The 17,591-nt window shown below is 66.0% G+C and carries 21 protein-coding genes; 8 read left to right on the forward strand and 13 right to left on the reverse strand.

Features of this window, described 5'->3' with window-relative positions; genetic code table 11:
• Positions 1–89 precede the first annotated feature (89 nt).
• Complete coding sequence (locus ACQP0C_RS12035; protein ID WP_433733004.1) at positions 90–428, reverse strand: winged helix-turn-helix transcriptional regulator; 339 nt, start codon at positions 426–428, stop codon at positions 90–92.
• A 65-nt stretch (positions 429–493) separates the two neighbouring features.
• Between ACQP0C_RS12035 and ACQP0C_RS12040 the strand changes: the two genes are divergently transcribed.
• Positions 494–1,258, forward strand: a complete 765-nt coding sequence (locus ACQP0C_RS12040) for an SDR family oxidoreductase (RefSeq protein WP_433733005.1) — start codon at positions 494–496, stop codon at positions 1,256–1,258.
• A gap of 222 nt (positions 1,259–1,480) precedes the next feature.
• Complete coding sequence (locus ACQP0C_RS12045; protein ID WP_433733006.1) at positions 1,481–1,921, forward strand: DUF4254 domain-containing protein; 441 nt, start codon at positions 1,481–1,483, stop codon at positions 1,919–1,921.
• On the opposite strand, the gene ACQP0C_RS12050 is transcribed toward ACQP0C_RS12045, so the two are convergent.
• Entirely contained in the window at positions 1,918–2,418 is a 501-nt protein-coding gene (locus tag ACQP0C_RS12050) for a hypothetical protein (protein ID WP_433733007.1), read from the reverse strand. The two genes, ACQP0C_RS12045 and ACQP0C_RS12050, sit on opposite strands and share 4 nt — an antisense overlap.
• Positions 2,419–2,693: 275 nt before the next feature.
• On the opposite strand from ACQP0C_RS12050, the gene ACQP0C_RS12055 reads away from it, so the two are divergent.
• The 3 genes from ACQP0C_RS12055 to ACQP0C_RS12065 all read left to right on the forward strand — a co-directional run bounded on the left by ACQP0C_RS12055 (position 2,694) and on the right by ACQP0C_RS12065 (position 4,979).
• Positions 2,694–3,125: a hypothetical protein gene (locus ACQP0C_RS12055; protein WP_433733008.1), complete on the forward strand. Its 432-nt coding sequence runs from the start codon at positions 2,694–2,696 to the stop codon at positions 3,123–3,125.
• A gap of 142 nt (positions 3,126–3,267) precedes the next feature.
• Positions 3,268–4,158, forward strand: coding sequence for an ABC transporter permease (locus ACQP0C_RS12060; protein WP_433733009.1), 891 nt, complete (start codon positions 3,268–3,270; stop codon positions 4,156–4,158).
• Positions 4,155–4,979, forward strand: a complete 825-nt coding sequence (locus ACQP0C_RS12065) for an ABC transporter permease (RefSeq protein ID WP_433733010.1) — start codon at positions 4,155–4,157, stop codon at positions 4,977–4,979. Before ACQP0C_RS12060 ends, ACQP0C_RS12065 begins: the two co-directional genes overlap by 4 nt.
• Here the strand turns inward: ACQP0C_RS12065 and ACQP0C_RS12070 are convergent, their stop codons facing one another.
• Complete coding sequence (locus ACQP0C_RS12070) at positions 4,980–5,840, reverse strand: helix-turn-helix domain-containing protein (protein WP_433683737.1); 861 nt, start codon at positions 5,838–5,840, stop codon at positions 4,980–4,982.
• Positions 5,841–6,468: 628 nt separating this feature from the next.
• On the opposite strand from ACQP0C_RS12070, the gene ACQP0C_RS12075 reads away from it, so the two are divergent.
• Entirely contained in the window at positions 6,469–6,828 is a 360-nt protein-coding gene (locus ACQP0C_RS12075; protein ID WP_433734517.1) for a DUF4254 domain-containing protein, read from the forward strand.
• Between the two features lie 301 nt (positions 6,829–7,129).
• On the opposite strand, the gene ACQP0C_RS12080 is transcribed toward ACQP0C_RS12075, so the two are convergent.
• From ACQP0C_RS12080 to ACQP0C_RS12090, 3 genes are all read right to left on the reverse strand, one after another.
• The gene (locus ACQP0C_RS12080) at positions 7,130–7,471 is read right to left on the reverse strand and encodes a hypothetical protein (protein ID WP_433733011.1); all 342 of its coding nucleotides are present in this window, start codon (positions 7,469–7,471) and stop codon (positions 7,130–7,132) included.
• Positions 7,472–7,817: 346 nt separating this feature from the next.
• Positions 7,818–8,306 (reverse strand): hypothetical protein, encoded by a 489-nt coding sequence (locus tag ACQP0C_RS12085; RefSeq protein WP_433733012.1) that lies wholly within the window; start codon positions 8,304–8,306, stop codon positions 7,818–7,820.
• A gap of 286 nt (positions 8,307–8,592) precedes the next feature.
• Positions 8,593–9,039, reverse strand: coding sequence for a DUF4190 domain-containing protein (locus ACQP0C_RS12090; RefSeq protein WP_433733013.1), 447 nt, complete (start codon positions 9,037–9,039; stop codon positions 8,593–8,595).
• Between the two features lie 235 nt (positions 9,040–9,274).
• On the opposite strand from ACQP0C_RS12090, the gene ACQP0C_RS12095 reads away from it, so the two are divergent.
• Complete coding sequence (locus tag ACQP0C_RS12095; RefSeq protein ID WP_433733014.1) at positions 9,275–9,910, forward strand: class I SAM-dependent methyltransferase; 636 nt, start codon at positions 9,275–9,277, stop codon at positions 9,908–9,910.
• 53 nt (positions 9,911–9,963) lie between these two features.
• On the opposite strand, the gene ACQP0C_RS12100 is transcribed toward ACQP0C_RS12095, so the two are convergent.
• The 7 genes from ACQP0C_RS12100 to ACQP0C_RS12130 form a co-directional block, all read right to left on the reverse strand.
• Positions 9,964–10,560, reverse strand: coding sequence for a DUF4126 domain-containing protein (locus ACQP0C_RS12100; RefSeq protein WP_433733015.1), 597 nt, complete (start codon positions 10,558–10,560; stop codon positions 9,964–9,966).
• A gap of 29 nt (positions 10,561–10,589) precedes the next feature.
• The gene (locus ACQP0C_RS12105) at positions 10,590–11,387 is read right to left on the reverse strand and encodes an ABC transporter permease (protein ID WP_433733016.1); all 798 of its coding nucleotides are present in this window, start codon (positions 11,385–11,387) and stop codon (positions 10,590–10,592) included.
• A gap of 2 nt (positions 11,388–11,389) precedes the next feature.
• Entirely contained in the window at positions 11,390–12,292 is a 903-nt protein-coding gene (locus ACQP0C_RS12110) for a 2-aminoethylphosphonate ABC transporter permease subunit (RefSeq protein WP_433733017.1), read from the reverse strand.
• A 157-nt stretch (positions 12,293–12,449) separates the two neighbouring features.
• Positions 12,450–13,673 (reverse strand): ABC transporter ATP-binding protein, encoded by a 1,224-nt coding sequence (locus ACQP0C_RS12115; RefSeq protein ID WP_433733018.1) that lies wholly within the window; start codon positions 13,671–13,673, stop codon positions 12,450–12,452.
• Between the two features lie 31 nt (positions 13,674–13,704).
• Positions 13,705–14,775, reverse strand: a complete 1,071-nt coding sequence (locus ACQP0C_RS12120; RefSeq protein WP_433733019.1) for a 2-aminoethylphosphonate ABC transporter substrate-binding protein — start codon at positions 14,773–14,775, stop codon at positions 13,705–13,707.
• 112 nt (positions 14,776–14,887) lie between these two features.
• Positions 14,888–15,577, reverse strand: a complete 690-nt coding sequence (locus ACQP0C_RS12125) for a phosphonatase-like hydrolase (protein ID WP_433733020.1) — start codon at positions 15,575–15,577, stop codon at positions 14,888–14,890.
• Positions 15,578–15,585: 8 nt separating this feature from the next.
• Positions 15,586–16,713: a TIGR03364 family FAD-dependent oxidoreductase gene (locus tag ACQP0C_RS12130; protein WP_433733021.1), complete on the reverse strand. Its 1,128-nt coding sequence runs from the start codon at positions 16,711–16,713 to the stop codon at positions 15,586–15,588.
• Positions 16,714–16,848: 135 nt separating this feature from the next.
• Here ACQP0C_RS12130 and ACQP0C_RS12135 point away from each other — a divergent pair, with 135 nt between their 5' ends.
• A complete protein-coding gene (locus ACQP0C_RS12135) occupies positions 16,849–17,571 on the forward strand; it encodes a GntR family transcriptional regulator (RefSeq protein ID WP_433734518.1) in 723 nt (240 codons plus the stop codon).
• Positions 17,572–17,591 lie beyond the last annotated feature (20 nt).

Here is a 17,591-nt window from a genome sequence, read left to right on the forward strand (position 1 = left end):
GCGGTTCCCGGATGTGCTCCGGGGACCGCCTTCGTCGTATCCGCCATCAGGAACCACAGGTGAGGTGCGGCTCTCGAACGGGACCGCGGCTAGTCGGGCAGTGCTGGGGTCCAGCGTTCGGACCAGTCCCAGAGTGGTTGCAGGGCTTGGGTGAGTTCTTGTCCGGCAGGGGTCAGTTCGTAGGTTTTGTCCGGATTCTTGATGATCACGCCCGCGGACTGGAGGTGTTGCAGGCGGGTGGAGAGCATGCTCGATGAGCAGTTGCCCATGCGGCGGCGCAGTTCGAGGAAGCCCAGCCGGCCGGGTTCGAGTTCCCATAGGACGCGCAGAATCCAGCGCTGGCCGATGAGGTCCATGGTCGCCAGCATCGGCGCGTGCGCCGGGTCGGTTCCACCCCTGGACGGTTTCGCTCCGCTTGCACTTCTCATTTCGAACTACCATAGTGATTCTAAATTAGAAGCGTTGCTGTGGGCTGATCGGTGAGAGGGAGACGGTGGGCGACTCGACGGAACGACGGATTGTGCTGATCACCGGTGCTTCCCGAGGGATCGGGGCCGAGACGGCGAAGGTGCTGGCGGCGGGCGGTGACCATGTGATCGTCAACTATCGCGAGAAGCGCAAGCGCGCCGAGGCGATCGCCGAGGAGATCATCGCGGCCGGTGGCAGCGCATCGATCGCGGGCGCGGATCTCGCGGATGCGGAGTCGACCGCCGCGCTGATCGCCGGTGTGGTGGCGGCGTTCGGCCGGCTGGATGTGCTGGTGCTCAACGCATCCGGCGGACTCGAGCGCAATGCCGGTCCCGACTACGCGATGGCGCTCAACCGCGACGCGCAGGTTCGATTGGTGCGCCAGGCCGCGCCGCATCTGCCCGCCGGCGGCCGGATCGTCTTCGTGACCAGCCATCAGGCGCACTTCCACGGTCGCAAGCCCGTTCCGGCGGACTACGAGCCGATCGCCGCGAGTAAGCGGGCTGGTGAAGACGCGTTGCGGGCCATGGTTCCCGAGCTGGCCGCGCGGGGAATCGGACTGAATGTGGTGTCCGGTGACATGATCGACGGCACGATCATCGTGCGCCTGCTCGAACGTCGCAATCCAGACGCGGTGTCGGCCCGCCGCGACCACTGCACGCTCCCGACGATCGCCGAGTTCGCTGCTGTCGTCGCCGAGGCCGCGGGTGCCGCAACCGCATCCGGCCGTACCTTCTATGTCGGTGGTCCGGACTACCTGGCCGACGGCGCGGAGGGCATACCCGCCTAGTCGAACGGTCCGTGCCGGCATGCCCCCTGCCGCGACTGCTCGCACCCATCGAGGGGGTAGCGCCGCCACGGCTGATCTGTAACAAATTGATATCGGCGGTTTCTGGCCGCGGACGGGGATCCGGGTCGATAATCGGGGTGTGGGGTGCGGTCGGGCGGTGCGGCAACGACATTGCTGGTCGGATGGTGCGCCGACGGCGTCGGGCGTCGGCGGGAGGCCGAGATGAGCTATGTCGGAAGCGACCGGATGATGCCGGGCCGGGATCTGTTGCTGGCCGCGTTTCGCGGGCTGCCGCATGAGGATCATCCAATGTTGGAAGCGGCGGGGGAACTGGCGCAGTTGCACGAGATTCGCGAGCGGACACCGATCAGTGAGATGGCCAAATTGGATCGGCGGCGCGCTCAGTTGGTCCGGACGATCGACCTCTGGGTAACGCTGGCGATGCCGGTGCCCTGCACCGCCGCACAGTTGCACACCGAGACCGTCGGCCAGATCGTGGATCGACTGGCCAGGATGACCACGCAGGCCTTCGTGCCGCTCGCGCACGCGCCCGAATCCGTCTTCTATGACGCGTGGGTGCGGCTCAACGAATTGGCCGACGCCTATCAGGATCTCGTCGACGAGTTGCGCGCCGGAACTCGTCGATTACCCGACGGTCCCTAGCGCCCGCGCCCGAACAGCCGAAACGACCGATCCCTGCGGCGCGGCAGGGTCGCGTAGACCATGGTCATATCGGCGAAGACCTCCGCGTCCCGTTCGCGATCGGCGCCGAATTCATTGCGGCCGAGCACATGTTCGATGGAGGCTGGTGAAAGGGTAGGTAGCAGCGCGGCCAGCGTCGGCGCGATCGGCGCGGCGGCCGCCGTCTCGCCCCTGCCATGTCCGAACAGCATGTGTCCGATCTCATGCAGGATGATGTGGTCCACATTGCGCTCGGTGGCGGAGGCGTCGTAAACGATGATGTCGTCGCGGCCGCGTGCCACCCAGAGCCCACTGCCGCGGCAGCCGATATCCGCCAGCGCGGACGCGGGGACCGCCTGCAGCGAGATGGAACGGCCGCGGTGCGCGGCGACCTTTGCGAGGTAGGCGGACAGATTCCAAGGACTGGGGAGGGGCACGGTCCGTGCGGCGTCACGGAACCGGGCTTCCATGCTGGTCATCGGGGCATACCTTACTCACCCCGTGCGCGGTCGTCACCCCACGATTCGGCCCCCCGCCGAGAGTGATAGCGACGCAGTATGATTCGCGCGCCGGGCGGATATGACAGAGATCTCGCGCATACACCTTGGTGGGGATTTCGGGACCCTCGGGAGGCGTCATTGCGACACTCGGGGGCGGTATCGAAACATGCTCTCGTCTACGAGATTTGATGAACGTCGCGATGTGGCGGCGCGCCCGGTTTCGGTGGGCAGGGACGAAAGCGGACGAGGGGACTATGCGGTATCGACCGGTGGTATCGGATATCGAAGACATGTCTCGGCGCGATACGGCGGCCGGAAGGCGTCCGTCGTCGACCGCCCGGCACGGTATCCGATTCCCCGAGCAGGTAGCCGGGTCGGCGCCGATCGCCATGGCCCGATACATCGAGATAGTCGGCGATCTGCATCTCGATGTGCTGGCCGAGTTCGGCCGGTGGGCCGGTCGCGAGTTCGGCACCGGCTACCTGCGGGTTGTCGAGAGCGCGGTGGTCCGCGACGGCCTCGGCGAAGCTATCGCCATCGACGATGGCCATTCGGGGCGCCTGAGCGGTTCCTCCGACGCGCCGGAACTCTGCGGGTGGGCCGAGCGCGATTCGGGAGGCGCGGGGCGCCCGCACGTCAGAGGCCGCATTTGCGCGGATACGCGGGGCATCGGGGCGACTCGATGACGGCTGCCGAGGTGCTAAAGGAGATTGCGGTGGTACAGGAGCAGCGCGGAAAGCTGGACCGGCCGAGGGTGTGTGCGACATGCTGAGAACAGCTGGTTCCCCACCAACGGGCACGGATGACGCGCAGGATGGGAGCGTGCGGATGAGCATCGGCAGCGACGCTGGATCGAGCACCGTCCAGCAGCAACGCGGCGACGAGGAATACCGCCGCCTGAGCAGTGAGCGGCTGGTGGACGCACCACCGCCGCGCATGGCGACCGCGGCGCAGTGGTGGGCGCTGACCTGGCGTCTGGTCCGGCCGGCCTGGCGCAATGGCGAACTGATCACCGCACTGCTCGCGCCAGCGGTCTTCACCGTCGGGTTCTATGTGCCGCTGAATCGCGTGATGACCTTCAAAGGGCACGGCCTGAGCAGCTACGCCCAGTTCCTCACGCCCATGATCGTCATGCAGGCGGTCGCCTTCTGCGCCATCACGGCCGCATTCCGGTCGGCCTCCGATGCCAGGGACGGGCTCAATACCCGGTTCGGATCGATGCCGATGATTTCGGCGGTGCCGCTCGCGGCGCGGGTCACGACCGCACTGTTCCGGGCGGCGGTCGCACTGGCCGCGGCCCTGGCCTCCGCCCATGTGATCGGCTTCCGCTTCTATGGAAGCTGGTGGGACACCATCGGTTTCATCGGGTACGCGATGCTGATAGCGCTGGACCTGTGCCTGGGCGCGGATCTGCTCGGCACCGCGACCAAGAGCCCGGAGGCGACCACCCAGGCGCTGATCCTGCCGCAGCTGATCCTCGGCATGGTCTCCACCGGATTCGCACCGGCCTCCCAATTCCCGACGTGGATCCAGGGTTTCGCACGCAACCAGCCGATCTCGCACTTCGTGTACGGGCTGCGGGCACTCGCCGGTGATCCATCGGGCCATGCGGGCGTGGTCGGCTGGTCGATCTTCGGACCCGCGCTGGCCTGGACAGTCATCCCCGCCATGATGTTCGGCGCCGGGGCGGTATACATGTCGATGCGGAGGTCGTCATGACTCAGGTACTGGATCCCGCCCGGGAGTTGCCCGCGGTCACCGGTCGGACCGAGATCTGGCGTTTGCTGATCCCGCAGACGATGATCCAGACCAAGCGGCTGCTGATGCGCTGGTGGCGTGATCCGCTGACGGTCGTGCAGTCGCTCGTCTTCCCCGCGCTCCTGCTGTTCATATTGAATACTGTCCTAGGACAACAGATTTCGGCTTTCACGGGTGAGAACGCACTCTACGGCTCGGTGCCGATGGTGGCGTTGGTCGGCGTGATGTCCGGTTCGGTGGCCGGTGCCATCACCCTCGGACGCGAGCGTGATGAGGGTCTGCTGGCCCGCTTCTGGGTGCTGCCGGTGCACCGCGCGTCCGGACTGGCGGCGCGCATCGTCGCGGAGGCGATCCGGATCCTGTTGTGCACCAGCGTGATGTTCGTGGTTGGGGTGGCGCTCGGCTTCCGATTCCATCAGGGCCTGATCGCTGGTATCGCGCTGTTCGGGGTGCCACTGCTGTTCGGCATCGCCTTCGCCACCATGGTCACCGCGGTGGCTGTGTTCAGTGCGAAAGCCGCACTGGTGGAGATAGTTTCGCTCGGGTCATCGCTGCTGATGTTCTTCAGTACCGGGTTCGTGCCGCTGTTCGCCTATCCGGCGTGGGCCGCGCCGATCGTGCGCGATCAGCCGATGTCGCATGCCATCGATGCCATGAAGGGCCTGTCCGTCGGCGGTCCGGTGCGCGAGCCGCTGCTGGCCACCCTGGCCTGGTGTGTCGGCGCGATCATAGTCTTCGCGATACCCGCGACAGTGGGGTATCGGCGAGCCAGTCGCAGCTGATCAGCGCATCTCGTCGGATGCCTTGGCGATGAGCGCCATGGAGTCGCGCGGGCTCAAAGCCATCGCCCGCAGCTGATCGAAAATGATGCCGAAGCGGCGGATCTGCGGATGACCCTCGATCAGCTGATCGCCCGCGATGCCCTCCACATAGACCAGCTCCGGATCGGCGGGATCCTTGAAGTCCAGCAGTGTGAACGCACCGGCCATGCCGGGATGCACACCTGCGGAGAACGGAAGTATTTGCAGGATAACGTTTTTCATCTGCGAATCGTCCAAGAGCCGCTTCAGCTGCCCCTTCATGACATCCACCCCGCCGACCACGCGCCGGATCGCCGCCTCATCGAGTACGACCCAGAGCTCCAGCGGATCGGTCTTGGTGAGGTGCATGGCCCGATCCATCCGCGCCCGCACATTGTGCTGCACCGTGGCCGCGTCCAGCTTCGGCATATTGGTATCGATGACCGCCTCGGCGTACTCCGAGGTCTGCAATAGCCCTGGGATATAGGAAGTTTGGTAGTGCCGGGCCGAAAGTGCCTCGGATTCGAAGTTGATATAGGCCGCGTGCACCTCGGTCAGCGTCGCCTCGTAGGGCCGTGACATACCGGGCTTGAGCGCGTCCGACAACAACTCCACCGCATCCGCGCGCTGCTGTTCGGTGACGCCGTAGAGATCGAGCATCGCCATCAGTGTGCGGCGCTGCGGCCGCGCCTGCGCCGTCTCGATGCGGTACAGCGTGGTGATATTGATGCCGGTCCTGCCGCTGACCTCCTCTTTGCTGAGGCCCGCATGTTCGCGCATCTCGGTCAGCAGCACCGAGAGCCGCCGCAAACCCGCCGTGAGGACTGTGCGCTTGCCTGCCATAGCGTCAGAGAATACCGCCTTTCACAGCAAGGAAGTTCGGACTTTTTCCTGCGAGAGCATGACGATTTCGACGCTGCACCCCCACGCCTTCGCAGGCGGACCGCGCCGAACTTCCACCAGCCACGACACAGATATCCGAGCAAGCCCGACCGAGACGTGCCAGCTGCCGCCGCCCTCTTGGACGAGTGATCACCATGCGCTCATGTAGGTGCACCTCGAGAGCCCTCCTGTGCCAGCGCATTCTCGGCGGCTATCGGTGCTTGGTTTGGGGTGGGGTGGGGGTGGTTAACTTTTGGCCATCGGGGTTGTTTGTTGATGTGTGGCGAGTGTGAAAGTTGTTGTCACTCGGGGGTTGTGGGGGGTGGGGGTGGGGATCGGGGGTGACCGCAGCAATGAGAACGCACTCTTGCGTTCTTGCATTTGTAAGAGCATGATCCAGCTACGCTAGTTGAGAACAACCGATCCGATGACCGGGATAACCGAATCGAGAGCCAATCATGTTGGTACAAAGCGCGTTGGTGTCGGGTGAATTCGGGGTATGGCGATGAGCGCGCCGACGGTAGGGGTGCTGCCGACCGCTCCGCAGATTTTGTGTGCATTTCAGGGGCGTCGTTTCCAAGATCTCGAATTGCTGCGATCCGCGCACGCGCTGGCCGAGTTGCACGCACGCCGTGCTCAGGTGCACGATATGGGCCTAATTGCCGAAATCGACTGCCGTCGCAGCGAACTCGTGGACGACATCAATGAGTGGATCGCGCAGGAGGTCCCGCAGCATCGCAACGGTGCTTCACTACATACCGAGAGCCTCGGGGCGGTGGTGGATCGGATGGCGCGCAGTTGGGTGGACGCGAATACGGCCATCGATGTCGATGGCGCGCGCAGCGACAATACCCATAAACATTGGTACCACCTGGCAGAACTCGTTGACGGCTACACTGATCTGGTAACCGACGTGGCCGGTGGCCGCCGCCGTTTGCCCGAGCAGTGAAGTATTCGACGGCGACCCTCATCCGCAATAGTGACGCTGCCCTGACAGCGTCACTGCAACTATTGGCGACGTCCCGGGGTCCGCGTTAGCCGACCAATGACCCGCCCCGGACGCTGACGTCGCCGAAACAGTGACGGCGGGCGCAACGGGGCGCCCCGCCCGGCGTGCCGCGTGGTCGACTGGCGCGGCACGCCCGCTACCGAATTGCGCAGTGTCAGAATTCAGTCGGCAACCGTCCGGGCCGACGCGGCGGGCCACCACAGTCCGAGTCCATCGAGTTCACAGACTCGGTGCGCCAACATCATCGCGGTATCGGGGGGACTCCACCGGCGCCAGCTGGTCGGTACGGGGATCGCCTGGGCGGCGAGTTGGCGGTCGGTCTCGCCCGCGCCGCCCCGTTCATTCGGTAGATCGAGGTGTGCCGGATCGCCTTGGCGGCCAGGGCTAGCAGCCGGTCGGGATCGTGGATCGCGGCGGAAAACACTACCGCCGCGATCCACTCCCATAATCCGGGCCGATCCGCCTCACCCGCTCGCGCCGCGAGCCCTTCGACATGATCGAGGACCGCATCGATGTGTCTGCGGCCCAATGCCGTCCGGTTCCCGACGGCGTAGTCGAGCTTCGGCAAATATTTGGCGACCACCGGGGTCGAGCATTCGGCAGCACCCGCGCGGCCACGGCATCTCCGAAACGGCGCCGCACTTTCGGCAGTAGGGGATCGACCAGCCGGGTGCGCTGGCCGTGGCCTAGAGCCTGGTAGATGGTGCGCTGGATCCGCTGTGACATCCGAGAGAGTCGCCCGATCAAGACCTCGGGGTCGACCCCTGTCCGCACCGGTGCGACCACCGCCCGCGCGGCGAATTCGGGCTCGACCGAATCGAGTTCAACAGATGCTCGTGTTCGGCGGCGATCGCTGCCAGCGAATCACGAGGGGCGCAGCCGTTTGGAACAACTTCGATCTGCCACTTCCGAGGCGGCTGCGCGGACAACTACGGGTATCCGCTGATCTTCAGTCCGGTTCCGGACAGCCTTTTCAATACCGAGTCGGGGAATAGCTCACGCGGGATCACGTAGAACGTTGGCGGACGCAATCGGATGACAACCGCGGAACCGCGCACCTCGAGACGTGCGATGTCGGCGTGGTACAGCCTGAAATATGTTGTCGGCGAGGCGAAATCGGCCGCTTCCGCGCCATGGTGGGCAGTCGAGACGGCGCCGTCTGCGTAGGACCTGCTGCCGAGTCGACGCTCGAACGCTTTCTCTGCCTGTTGTGTCTGCACCCAGGAGCGCCAGGCGACGATCAAGACGGTGAACAATGCGAGCAGGGCGCCGCCCTCGCCCCAGGCAGCGCTGGCCAAGGCAATGACAATCACGGTGTAGCCCATCAACCACACGAGGCGTCGCGGCTGAAGTGTCATGTAGCGCATGTAGGTTCGGGATAGTCGCCGCGCCGTGTCGGGCCCCGCCGTGAAGGTCACAGTCGGATCATTCAGCGTGGGAAACGCGGGTAGGGGCCTGTCCGGCTGTGCCGAGTTCGGCTCTGGCAGCGGGAGATCTGACATGCGCATGGATTCTAACCCGGCTGATACGAACGATCGGGTGTATCCGCGCAATGCGCTGACCCCCATCGCTCCGGCCAATTCCCCACTAGCACAAAGACAGTGGATTGCCGTGTCGCTGGACACCGAAAGGCCAGCTCGCCTCACCGGTGATAACAAAACCTTCCGTCACAACCGTGTGGACGCCTTCGACAACGGATGCTGCTCAGCTCGCCTGGTTGACGATCATGATGAACTCGACGGCAAGTGCGATGGCGGACAGGATCATTCCGGTGACTGCCAGGGCCTTGCCGCGGCGTCGTCCGGTGCAGCCGACGATCCCGAGGACGAGTCCGGCCATGGCGAACGGGAGGCCGATAAAGGGGCGCACGCCGGTCAGGTCGATCGGCAGGAACGGAAGTAGGCAACCGACGATGCCGAGGATCAGCGCTGCGACAGCGGGTCCCACCCCCTGCCGCTGATCGGTCGGCTGTGGCCCGCCCTGCCATCCGGCGCCGCTGGGATAGGCCCAGGATTGTCGCTGCTGAGGCAGATTCGGAGAGAGCGGATCCGGCGGCGCGAGGGGGGCGTGGTATCCGGCGTTCGGACCGGGAGTCACCGTCCCGGGTTGCTTGGCCAGGTTGGTCGGTTCCGGCGGCGGACTGTACGACATCGGTGATCCTCACTGCTGGACCGGTCGGTCTGTCTTCGGATACCCGGAGAGAATACGCACACCGTCCGACCGAAAGCCGAACACACCGGAGACGACCACCGACCTACCATGGCCGGATGGTGATGCGTCGGCAGGTTATGTATTCGGTGATCAGTGGATTGCGACGAGCATTCAGCATTCCCGACGTGCTGCTCGATCACCGGCATCGTGCTGTTTCCGACCGGGAGTGTGCTCGATGAGTAACTTCAACTGGAGTCACAACGCGTACTACCACCGATTCCTCCTGCGACAGCTGCCCGACCCTTGCACTCGTGTGCTGGATGTCGGTTGTGGAGCAGGAGCTTTCGCGGCCGAACTCGCCCGACGTGTCGAGCAGGTCGACGCCATCGATCGATCACCGGTGATGATCGATGCGGCGAAGCAGGCCACGCCGGACAATGTCAACTGCATCCTCGGCGATGTGCGGACCGAGCCGTTGCGCGAGGGAGCCTACGACGCCATCGTGTCGATCAGCACGTTGCACCATATGCCGCTCGACGAGGTGTTGCCGCTGTTGGCGCGGGCATTGCGACCGGGTGGTGTGCTCGCCGCCGTGGCATTGCCGCGTCATGATCTGGTGCGGGAGGCGCCCGTTGAGCTGGTTGCGGCCATCGGGCATCGGGTGCTCGGAATGGTGTTTCGGACCCTGCGCGCGCGGGGTCGGGGGAGTTGGTATGCGGTCGAGGCGACCCATGATGCCATGCCGGTTGCGCTCGATCCGCCGCTGACGACGCGACAGGTGAGCAAGCAGGTGGCAACGATACTTCCTGGTGCGCGGGTGCGTCGGCTGGTCTTCTGGCGCTACTCATTGGTGTGGCGCAAGCCCACCTGAATCGGTTGAAATCGCTTGCGCCGCAGAAATTTCGGGCCGGTGACGGTGCGCGATCAGACGGCGGCTGCGCGTTTGGCCGCACGGCGTTGTCTGCGCCGGATCAGAGAGCGGCGGATCCGGCTCGCCAGCAGATACACCAGGATCACGCCGATCACCAGCAGTGTGCCAGCACAGCAGGCCGCGACGATCGGATGGAAGATCGCGATGGTGATAATGCCGCCGACGCCCAGATCCTCGACGAGGCTCATGATGATATTGCTGGCCGGCTCCGGTGAGGTGTTGATCGCCATGCGCGTACCGGCCTTGATGAGATGGCTGGCCAGGGCGGTGGTGCCGCCGAGGGCGCCGGCCGCGAGTTGGGGCAGTGATCCGTCCTGCCCGGCGAGCAGTGCGGCGACAACCGCGCCGGATGCGGGCCGCACGATGGTGTGCACGGCATCCCACAAGGTATCCAGGTAGGGGATCTTGTCGGCGACGGCCTCGACGAGGAACAGCACCGCGGCCGCGATCAGCACATCGGTGCGTTGCAGCGCCTCCGGCACATCGTCGGATAGGCCGGTCGCGCCGAAGATGCCGAGCAGCAGGATCACCGCATAGGCGTTGACCCCGCTCGCCCAGCCCGCGGTGAAGATCAAGGGCAGTGCTGACATTGCGTCATCGTATGGTGTTCGCCCCGGGGTCAGCGCAGCGCGGCGCGACCGCGCAGCCGCCCCAGTACGACCAAGGCGGCCAGCGTCACCATGAGCAGCAGACAGGTACTCGCGGCCGCATCGAAGACTTCACCGCGATCGGTGAGACCGAATATGGTGACCGGCAATGTCTTCCAGGTGGCCGGGTACACCATGATGGTCGCACCGAGTTCGCCCATGGACAGCGCGATGGCCAACCCGGCGGCGGCGCCGAGGGCGGGCAGCAGCAGTGGCAGCGTCACCAGCAACAGCACCCGAACCGGGCCCGCCCCAAGGGATTCCGCGGCCTGGCGATAGGCGGGGTCGAGTCGATCCAGTGCGGCCGAGACGGCGCTGAAGGCATAGGCCAGTACCAGCACCGAATGTGCCACGATAACAATCCATTTGGTGCCGCCGAGCAGCAGCGGTCGCTCGTTGAAGGCGATCAGCACGCCGAGGCCGATGGCCACCGATGGCACCGCCACCGGCAGGTGGAAGACCGCGTCGGTGATCTTGCGCCACCAGCCGGGCGCCTCGCGGGCGGCGAGTGCGGCCCAGGTGCCCAGGACCAGGGCGAAGCCGCCGGACAGCAGTGCGGTCTGCAGGCTGACCGACAGACTCGCGGCATCTTGACCCGACAGCGCCGCTCGGAAGTTGGCGAGGCCGAGATTCGAGGGCAGTGGACCGGTCCAACTGCCCGCCAGCGCGGCCGCGATCACGGTCGCGATCGGGGCGAGGAACACCACGGCCACGACCACCGCGAAGACCGCGAGCACCGCCGCACGGCCACGACGGGTCCAGACCAGCATGCTCAGCTCTCCTTTCCGGCGCGCCCGAAGCGGGCGAAGATCAGTCGGTAGCCGATGTACAGGCTCAGCGACAGCAGCACCTGCACCGTGGCGAGGACCGCCGCACCGGGCAGGTCGAAAGTGACGATGCCGCGGGTGTAGATCAGCGCGGGCAGGGTTGTCACGCCCTTCGCGCCGGTGAACAGCACGATGCCGAATTCGTTGAGCGTCAATAGCAGGACGAGACTGCCGCCCGCCGCCAGCGCGGGCCACGCCTCGGGCATGACCACCTGACGCAGCACCCGCCAGGGCGAGGCGCCGAGGCTGGCGGCCACATCCAGTTGTTCGCGCGGCAGTTGGGCGAATCCGGCCAGCAGCGGACGCACCACGAACGGGGTGAAGAAGGTGATCTCGGCGAGGATCACCCCGAGCGGAGTGCTCAGGAAGTCGAGCGCCGGCGTTCGATCTCCGGTGATCCGGGCGATCAGGGCGTTCACCGCACCCGCGGTGCCGTAGAGGAAGGTGAAGGCGAGTGTGATCAAGAACGACGGCAGCGTGAGCACGGTATCGATCAATCGGCCGACCAGCGACGAACCGGGGAAGGGCACGAACGCCAGCACGATCGCGAGGAAGACGCCGAGCACGAGACATCCCGTGGTGGCGCAGACCGCAATGGAAATGGTGCGCCACAACGCATTACGGAAGGATTCGGAGCCGAGCACCTGCGACCAGACCGCCGCACCGCGGCCGTCCTTGGTCTCGGTTGATTCGGCGAGCACCCGCACGATCGGGTACACGGCGATGAGTAGGACCACCAGCAGCGGGGGCAGCGTCCACAGCACCGGCCGCCAATTCCGGCGCAGCGAGGTGTCCGCAGTCGCAGCGTCATCGTGGATCTGCGGTTCGAGCAGTGCGGAAGTGCTCATCGTCGGATCCTCGTGCCGGTTGACATGAGTCCGTCTGTCCCGAGGGAGATCAGCGTGCGCCCGGCGGTCGGGTTGCGGTCGCCGCCGGGGCTACGGAGACCACCCCGGACAACTGGGAACACGCTGTCGACACACCGAGCCGGATTCGCGCCGCCCCTCATTCCGGCGCGCCCGGCTCGGATGCGGCCGATGTCGTTGCCGCACTGATGGTTTCGGTACCGATCGTCGGCGGAATCAACACACCCGCCGGGTCCGGGAACCGTACGCCGACGACCGTGCCGACCTCGGTATCGAGATGCCCCGGCACATCGGCGGTGATCTCGTCGGTCAATCCGTCGACCGCCAGCCGCAATCGGGTCGAAGCCCCGCGCCACACACTGGACACCACGGTGCCGCGTACCGCATTTCGGTCCGAGGTGGCACCGATCTGCACCGTATGCGGACGCACACACAGCAATCCGGGTGCATTCACATCCCAACCACCCGGCCCGACGTCCGGTGCCTCGGCCCGCAGCGTAAAGGTGCCGGCAGTGACCAGCGCCGAGCTGCCCGATACGCGATTCACGGTGCAGGACACCAGGTTCGCGCCACCGAGGAACGCAGCTGTGAAATCGCTCGGCGGGCGACGCCACAGATTCTCGGCGGTATCGATATCGACCAGTCGGGCATCGCGCATCACCGCGATCCGATCCGCCAAGGCCAACGCCTCGGCCTGATCGTGGGTGACATACAGCATCGCCGTATCCGGCAACGCCTTTCGCAATTCCTGTAACTCACCGAGCATCGACTGCCGCAACTGTGCGTCGAGCGCGGCCAGCGGTTCGTCGAGCAGCAGCACCTTCGGCCGGATCGCCAGCGCACGGGCGATAGCCACCCGCTGCTGTTGACCACCGGACAGTTCGCGCGGCAGCCGCTTGGCGTAGGCCGCCATGCCGACCATCGCCAGCGCCTCGGCCACGTGTGCGTCGATCTCCCTGCGTGGCACCCGATGTGCTCTCAGCCCGAAGGCCACATTGTCGTACACCCGCATATGCGGGAACAGGGCGTATGACTGCACGACAACGCCGATCCCGCGCTTGGCGGGGGACAGATCGGTGACGTCGCGCCCGGCCAGCCGGACCGCACCCGAGGTGGGGCGGACGAAGCCCGCCAGCGCCTTGAGTGCGGTCGACTTGCCCGAGCCGCTCGGCCCGAGGAGAGCAACCGTTTCACCGGCGGCGACGCGCAGATTGAAATCGCTCAGAGCGATCGTGGTCTTGCGGCCGCGGCCATAGCGGACTCCGACCCGATCGAAGACGATCGCGGGTTCCGTTGCGGTCGTGACCTTTCCGGACACAGCCGTCGCGATGGCCGATTTCGGATGCGCGTCACCGTCGAACATGATTGCGGCTCCTGACTTTTCGCGGATTCGACTACTGACCGGTCACCTTCTGATAGGCCGATACGTCGGCGTCCAGCTCGGAAAGCACCTTGGTCCAGTCGACATTCACGATTTCCACGCCCTGGAGCACCGCGCTCGCCGAAGGACCGGCACCGGTCGCCGGGGCATCACGCAACTCCTTGCGCGCGGGCACCGCGAAGGTGTCGGGCAGCGACTTCTGCGCATCGGCCGATAGCAGGAACTCCATGAGCTGCTTCGCCTCGCCCTGATGCGGTGCGCCCTTGGCCAGTCCCATCACATAGGGCACGGCCACGGTGGAGCGCTTGCCGTCGGCGGCGGCGGGGAAGAAGACGGTGAACTTCGAACCCTTGTCCTTGACGGTGGTCAGATTCATCTGGACATCGCCGTTGGCGACCACCAGCTCACCCTTGTCGACCTTGGCCTGCAACTTGCCGGTGGACGAGGACGGACCGACATTATTGGCCTGCAGTTTGGCGAGGTAGTCCAGTGCGCCCTGCTTGCCGAGCAGGTTCTGCAGCAGGATCAGCACCGCGGTGCCGTCACCGGCCTGGCCCGGCGTGGAGTACTGCAGCTTGCCCTTGAATTCCGGCTTCAGCAGGTCGTCCCAGGTGAGCTTGGTGGTGTCGACCGAAGGATTGGCGATGAAGGACAGGTAGTTGCCCGCCAGCGTGACGTACTTGCCGTCGGCATCCTTATCGGTCGCCGCGACAAAGCTGGTGTCGATTCCGCTGTCCTGCAACAGCCCCGAGCTCTTCGCCTTCTGGATGAACGGCGGCAGCGTGACGAGCACATCGGCCTGCGGGTTGGACTGCTCCTTGTCCACCCGGTTGACGACCTCACCCGAACCGGCCTCGACCAGGTTGACCGAAATCCCGGTCTTCTTCTTGAATTCGGCGAATTGGGTGGTGTACCAGCCGCCGACGCCGTCGGCGGAGTAGACGGTGATGGTCTTGCCGTCGCCGCTGTCGGTGCCCGTGCCACCGCAGGCCGCGGTGAGCGCGACGGTGGTGACGGCGGCGACGGCCAGCGCGGTCCGGGAAATGGTGCGTGCCAGACGGCCCTGCGTGTTCGAAGTACGCACGATGACTGCAACTTTCGGTTCGTATGGGTGTGGAATCGAAGGGGCGGGGGTTTCCGTCATCTCGGCCGACGCCGGGATCCCGGTTCTGGGCCCGGCTTTCGCCGGATGGCTGTCAGGTTCGGCCGGCGAGGATCAGTTCCGCGAATTCGGCGACCGAGGCCACCACATGGGTGGCTCCGGCGGCGCGCAACTGTGCCGCGTCGTGCGCGCCGGTCAGCGCGCCAGCGACGATGCGGGCACCGGCGGCCAGACCGCTGGCGATATCGCTGGTGGTGTCGCCGAGTACCGCGATCTGATCCACGGCATCGACGTCGAGGCGCAGCAGCGCGGTCAGGACCATGTCCGGATAGGGGCGGCCGCGTCCGGCATCCGATGGCGCCAGCGTCAGATCGGCGATCTCGTTCCAACCCAGCGCATTCAGCAGTCGATCCTGGGTTCCGCGGCTGAAGCCGGTGGTGAGCGCGACCTTGACGCCCGCGGTCCGCAGCGCGGTAATGGCCTCGGCCGCACCGGGAATCGGACTGATCTCGACCTCGTCGATCACTGCGTCATAGGCGGCCTCGAAGGCGAGGTTGGCGGCCTGCGCCCGGCCTTCGTCGCCGAGCAGGGCGCGGAAGACCGCGATTTTCGACTGGCCCATGGTGTCGAGCACGTACTGGCGGGCGCTAGCACGTTGCGGCCCTTCGGTTTCGATACCGGCGCTGGTGGCGGCGATATCGAAGGCGCGAAGGACCAATCCGCCGTCGGCGACCGTGGTGCCCGCCATATCGAGGACGGCGAGGGCAATGTTGTTTTCCGACACAGCGCTCCTCAGAGGTTGAGCAGATCGGCGGTTTCCGCGCCGATCGCGGGACCGAGGGTCATACCGCGGCCACCCGGCCCGGTGACGACCCAGATATGTGCGTCGGCCTTGGCGCGGGTCACGATGGTGGCCGGATCGACGCTCTGGCTGTACACGCCCGCCCAGCGCCGAACCACCTGCGGCAGTTTGCGTCCGAGCAGTTCCTCGGTGACGGCGGTGAGGTGTTCGTATGGGGCCTCGTCCACGTCGAAGGCGAACGGCTCCTCGTATTCATGGGTGTCGCCGATGGTCAGGCCACCGTGTAGGCGCTGCACGCACAGCAGTTGCATCTTGTGCTCGGCGGCGATGGCGGTCTGCGACTGTTCGGCGTTGAGCACGTCCAACTCCGGCCCCGCGAAACCGGGGTAGTAGCGGAAGCTGTCGCCGTCGGCGATCGCGGTGGTGAGTGGTTCGCCCAGCGGTGCGGTCTGCATCATCTGCAGCCGGACCCGGCGGACCGGGATGGTACCGACGAGTTCGCGGGTCAGGCCGGTGTGGGCGGCACCGGGGCAGACCAGCACCAGATCGGCCTCGAAGGTGCGGCCATGATCGTCGAGAACCGTTGCGCCGGAACCGGTATCGGTAACCGTGCGAGCCTCGGTGCGTGCATGGAAGGTGTAGCGCTGCGATGCGGTCATATAGGCGCGCAGCGCGGGCAGTGCCTGACGGGATTCGACGGCGGCATCGGTCCAACAGTGCAGTCCGGCAAGGAATTTGCCGCGCAGCGCCGGATTGATCGCGCGCACCTGTTCGGGTTCGAGCAGTGCGAAGCCGCGCGCCTCGGCATGCGGGCTCGCCGCGGCGGCCTCGGCGATCGCGAGTTCGGACGGCGTCTTGACCAGTGTCAACGATCCGATGGGCCGGAAACCGACACCGGGAACCTTGCCGCCGATCTCCTCCCAGAGCTGCCGGGAGCGCAGGGTGAAGTCGAGTTCGGTGGCCGAACGTCCGGACACCCACACCAGACCGAAGTTGCGCACTGTCGCACCGCGCGCCTCGGGCTCGCGCTCCAGCTGCACGACCTCGTGACCACGGCCGATGGCGGCCATGGCGTGTGCGGTGCCGAGGATGCCGCCGCCGATGATGACCAATCGCATGGGTACATAGTGAGCAATGGTCTAGACCAAGGAGTGTTTCGCGTGCGAACGCCAGGTTAACAATTGGTATAGACCAATACCGGGTAGGCTGTCGGCATGGAGACATCAGGGGCGACGGGAGCCGATGGCGATGAAATGCGCGGTGGGCGTATCGATTTGGCGCCGCGGCTGCCGAAGTCCTACCTGGTGCGCACCGAACTCGAACAGCTGCTGACCGATCTGGAGGAGGGTGATCCGGTCCCCTCGGAGCGGGATCTGGCCGTTCGGTTCGAGGTCGCCCGCGAAACCGTCCGGCAGGCCCTGCGAGATCTGCTGGTAGAGGGCCGGATCCGCCGCCAGGGCCGCGGCACCGTGGTGTCGCGGCCGAAGATGGTGCAGCCGTTGCAGCTGGGCTCCTACACCGAGGGCGCCATCAGTTACGGCCGGGTGCCGGGGCGTCTGCTCGTCGGCTGGGACGATATGCCCGCCGACGCCGATACAGCCCGCGACCTCGGGCTCGCCATCGGCACTGAGGTCATGCACCTGGAGCGGGTGCTGCTCGCGGACGGCGAACGCATCGGATTGGAGAGCACCTTCATGTCGCTCGCTCGTTTCGGCCACCTGCGCGACACCTACGACCCGACCACCTCGCTGTACGCGGCCGTGCGCGCCTCCGGCGTAGAGCTGGGCAGCGCCACCGAGCGAATCGAGACGGTGCTGGCCTCCCCCCGCGAGGCCGCCCTTCTCGAATGCACCACAGCGCTGCCGCTACTACTGCTGCATCGGCGCAGCGTCGACCGGCACGGCGAGCCGGTCGAACGCGTCCGCTCCCTCTACCGCGGCGACCGCATCGCCTTCGAAGCCCAGCTCGGCAAGTAGGTCGCGAACCTGCCCGAGCG

Origin of the sequence: Nocardia sp. CA-129566, from assembly GCF_050956075.1 — a bacterium.
In the GTDB taxonomy this organism is placed as follows: Bacteria; Actinomycetota; Actinomycetes; order Mycobacteriales; family Mycobacteriaceae; genus Nocardia.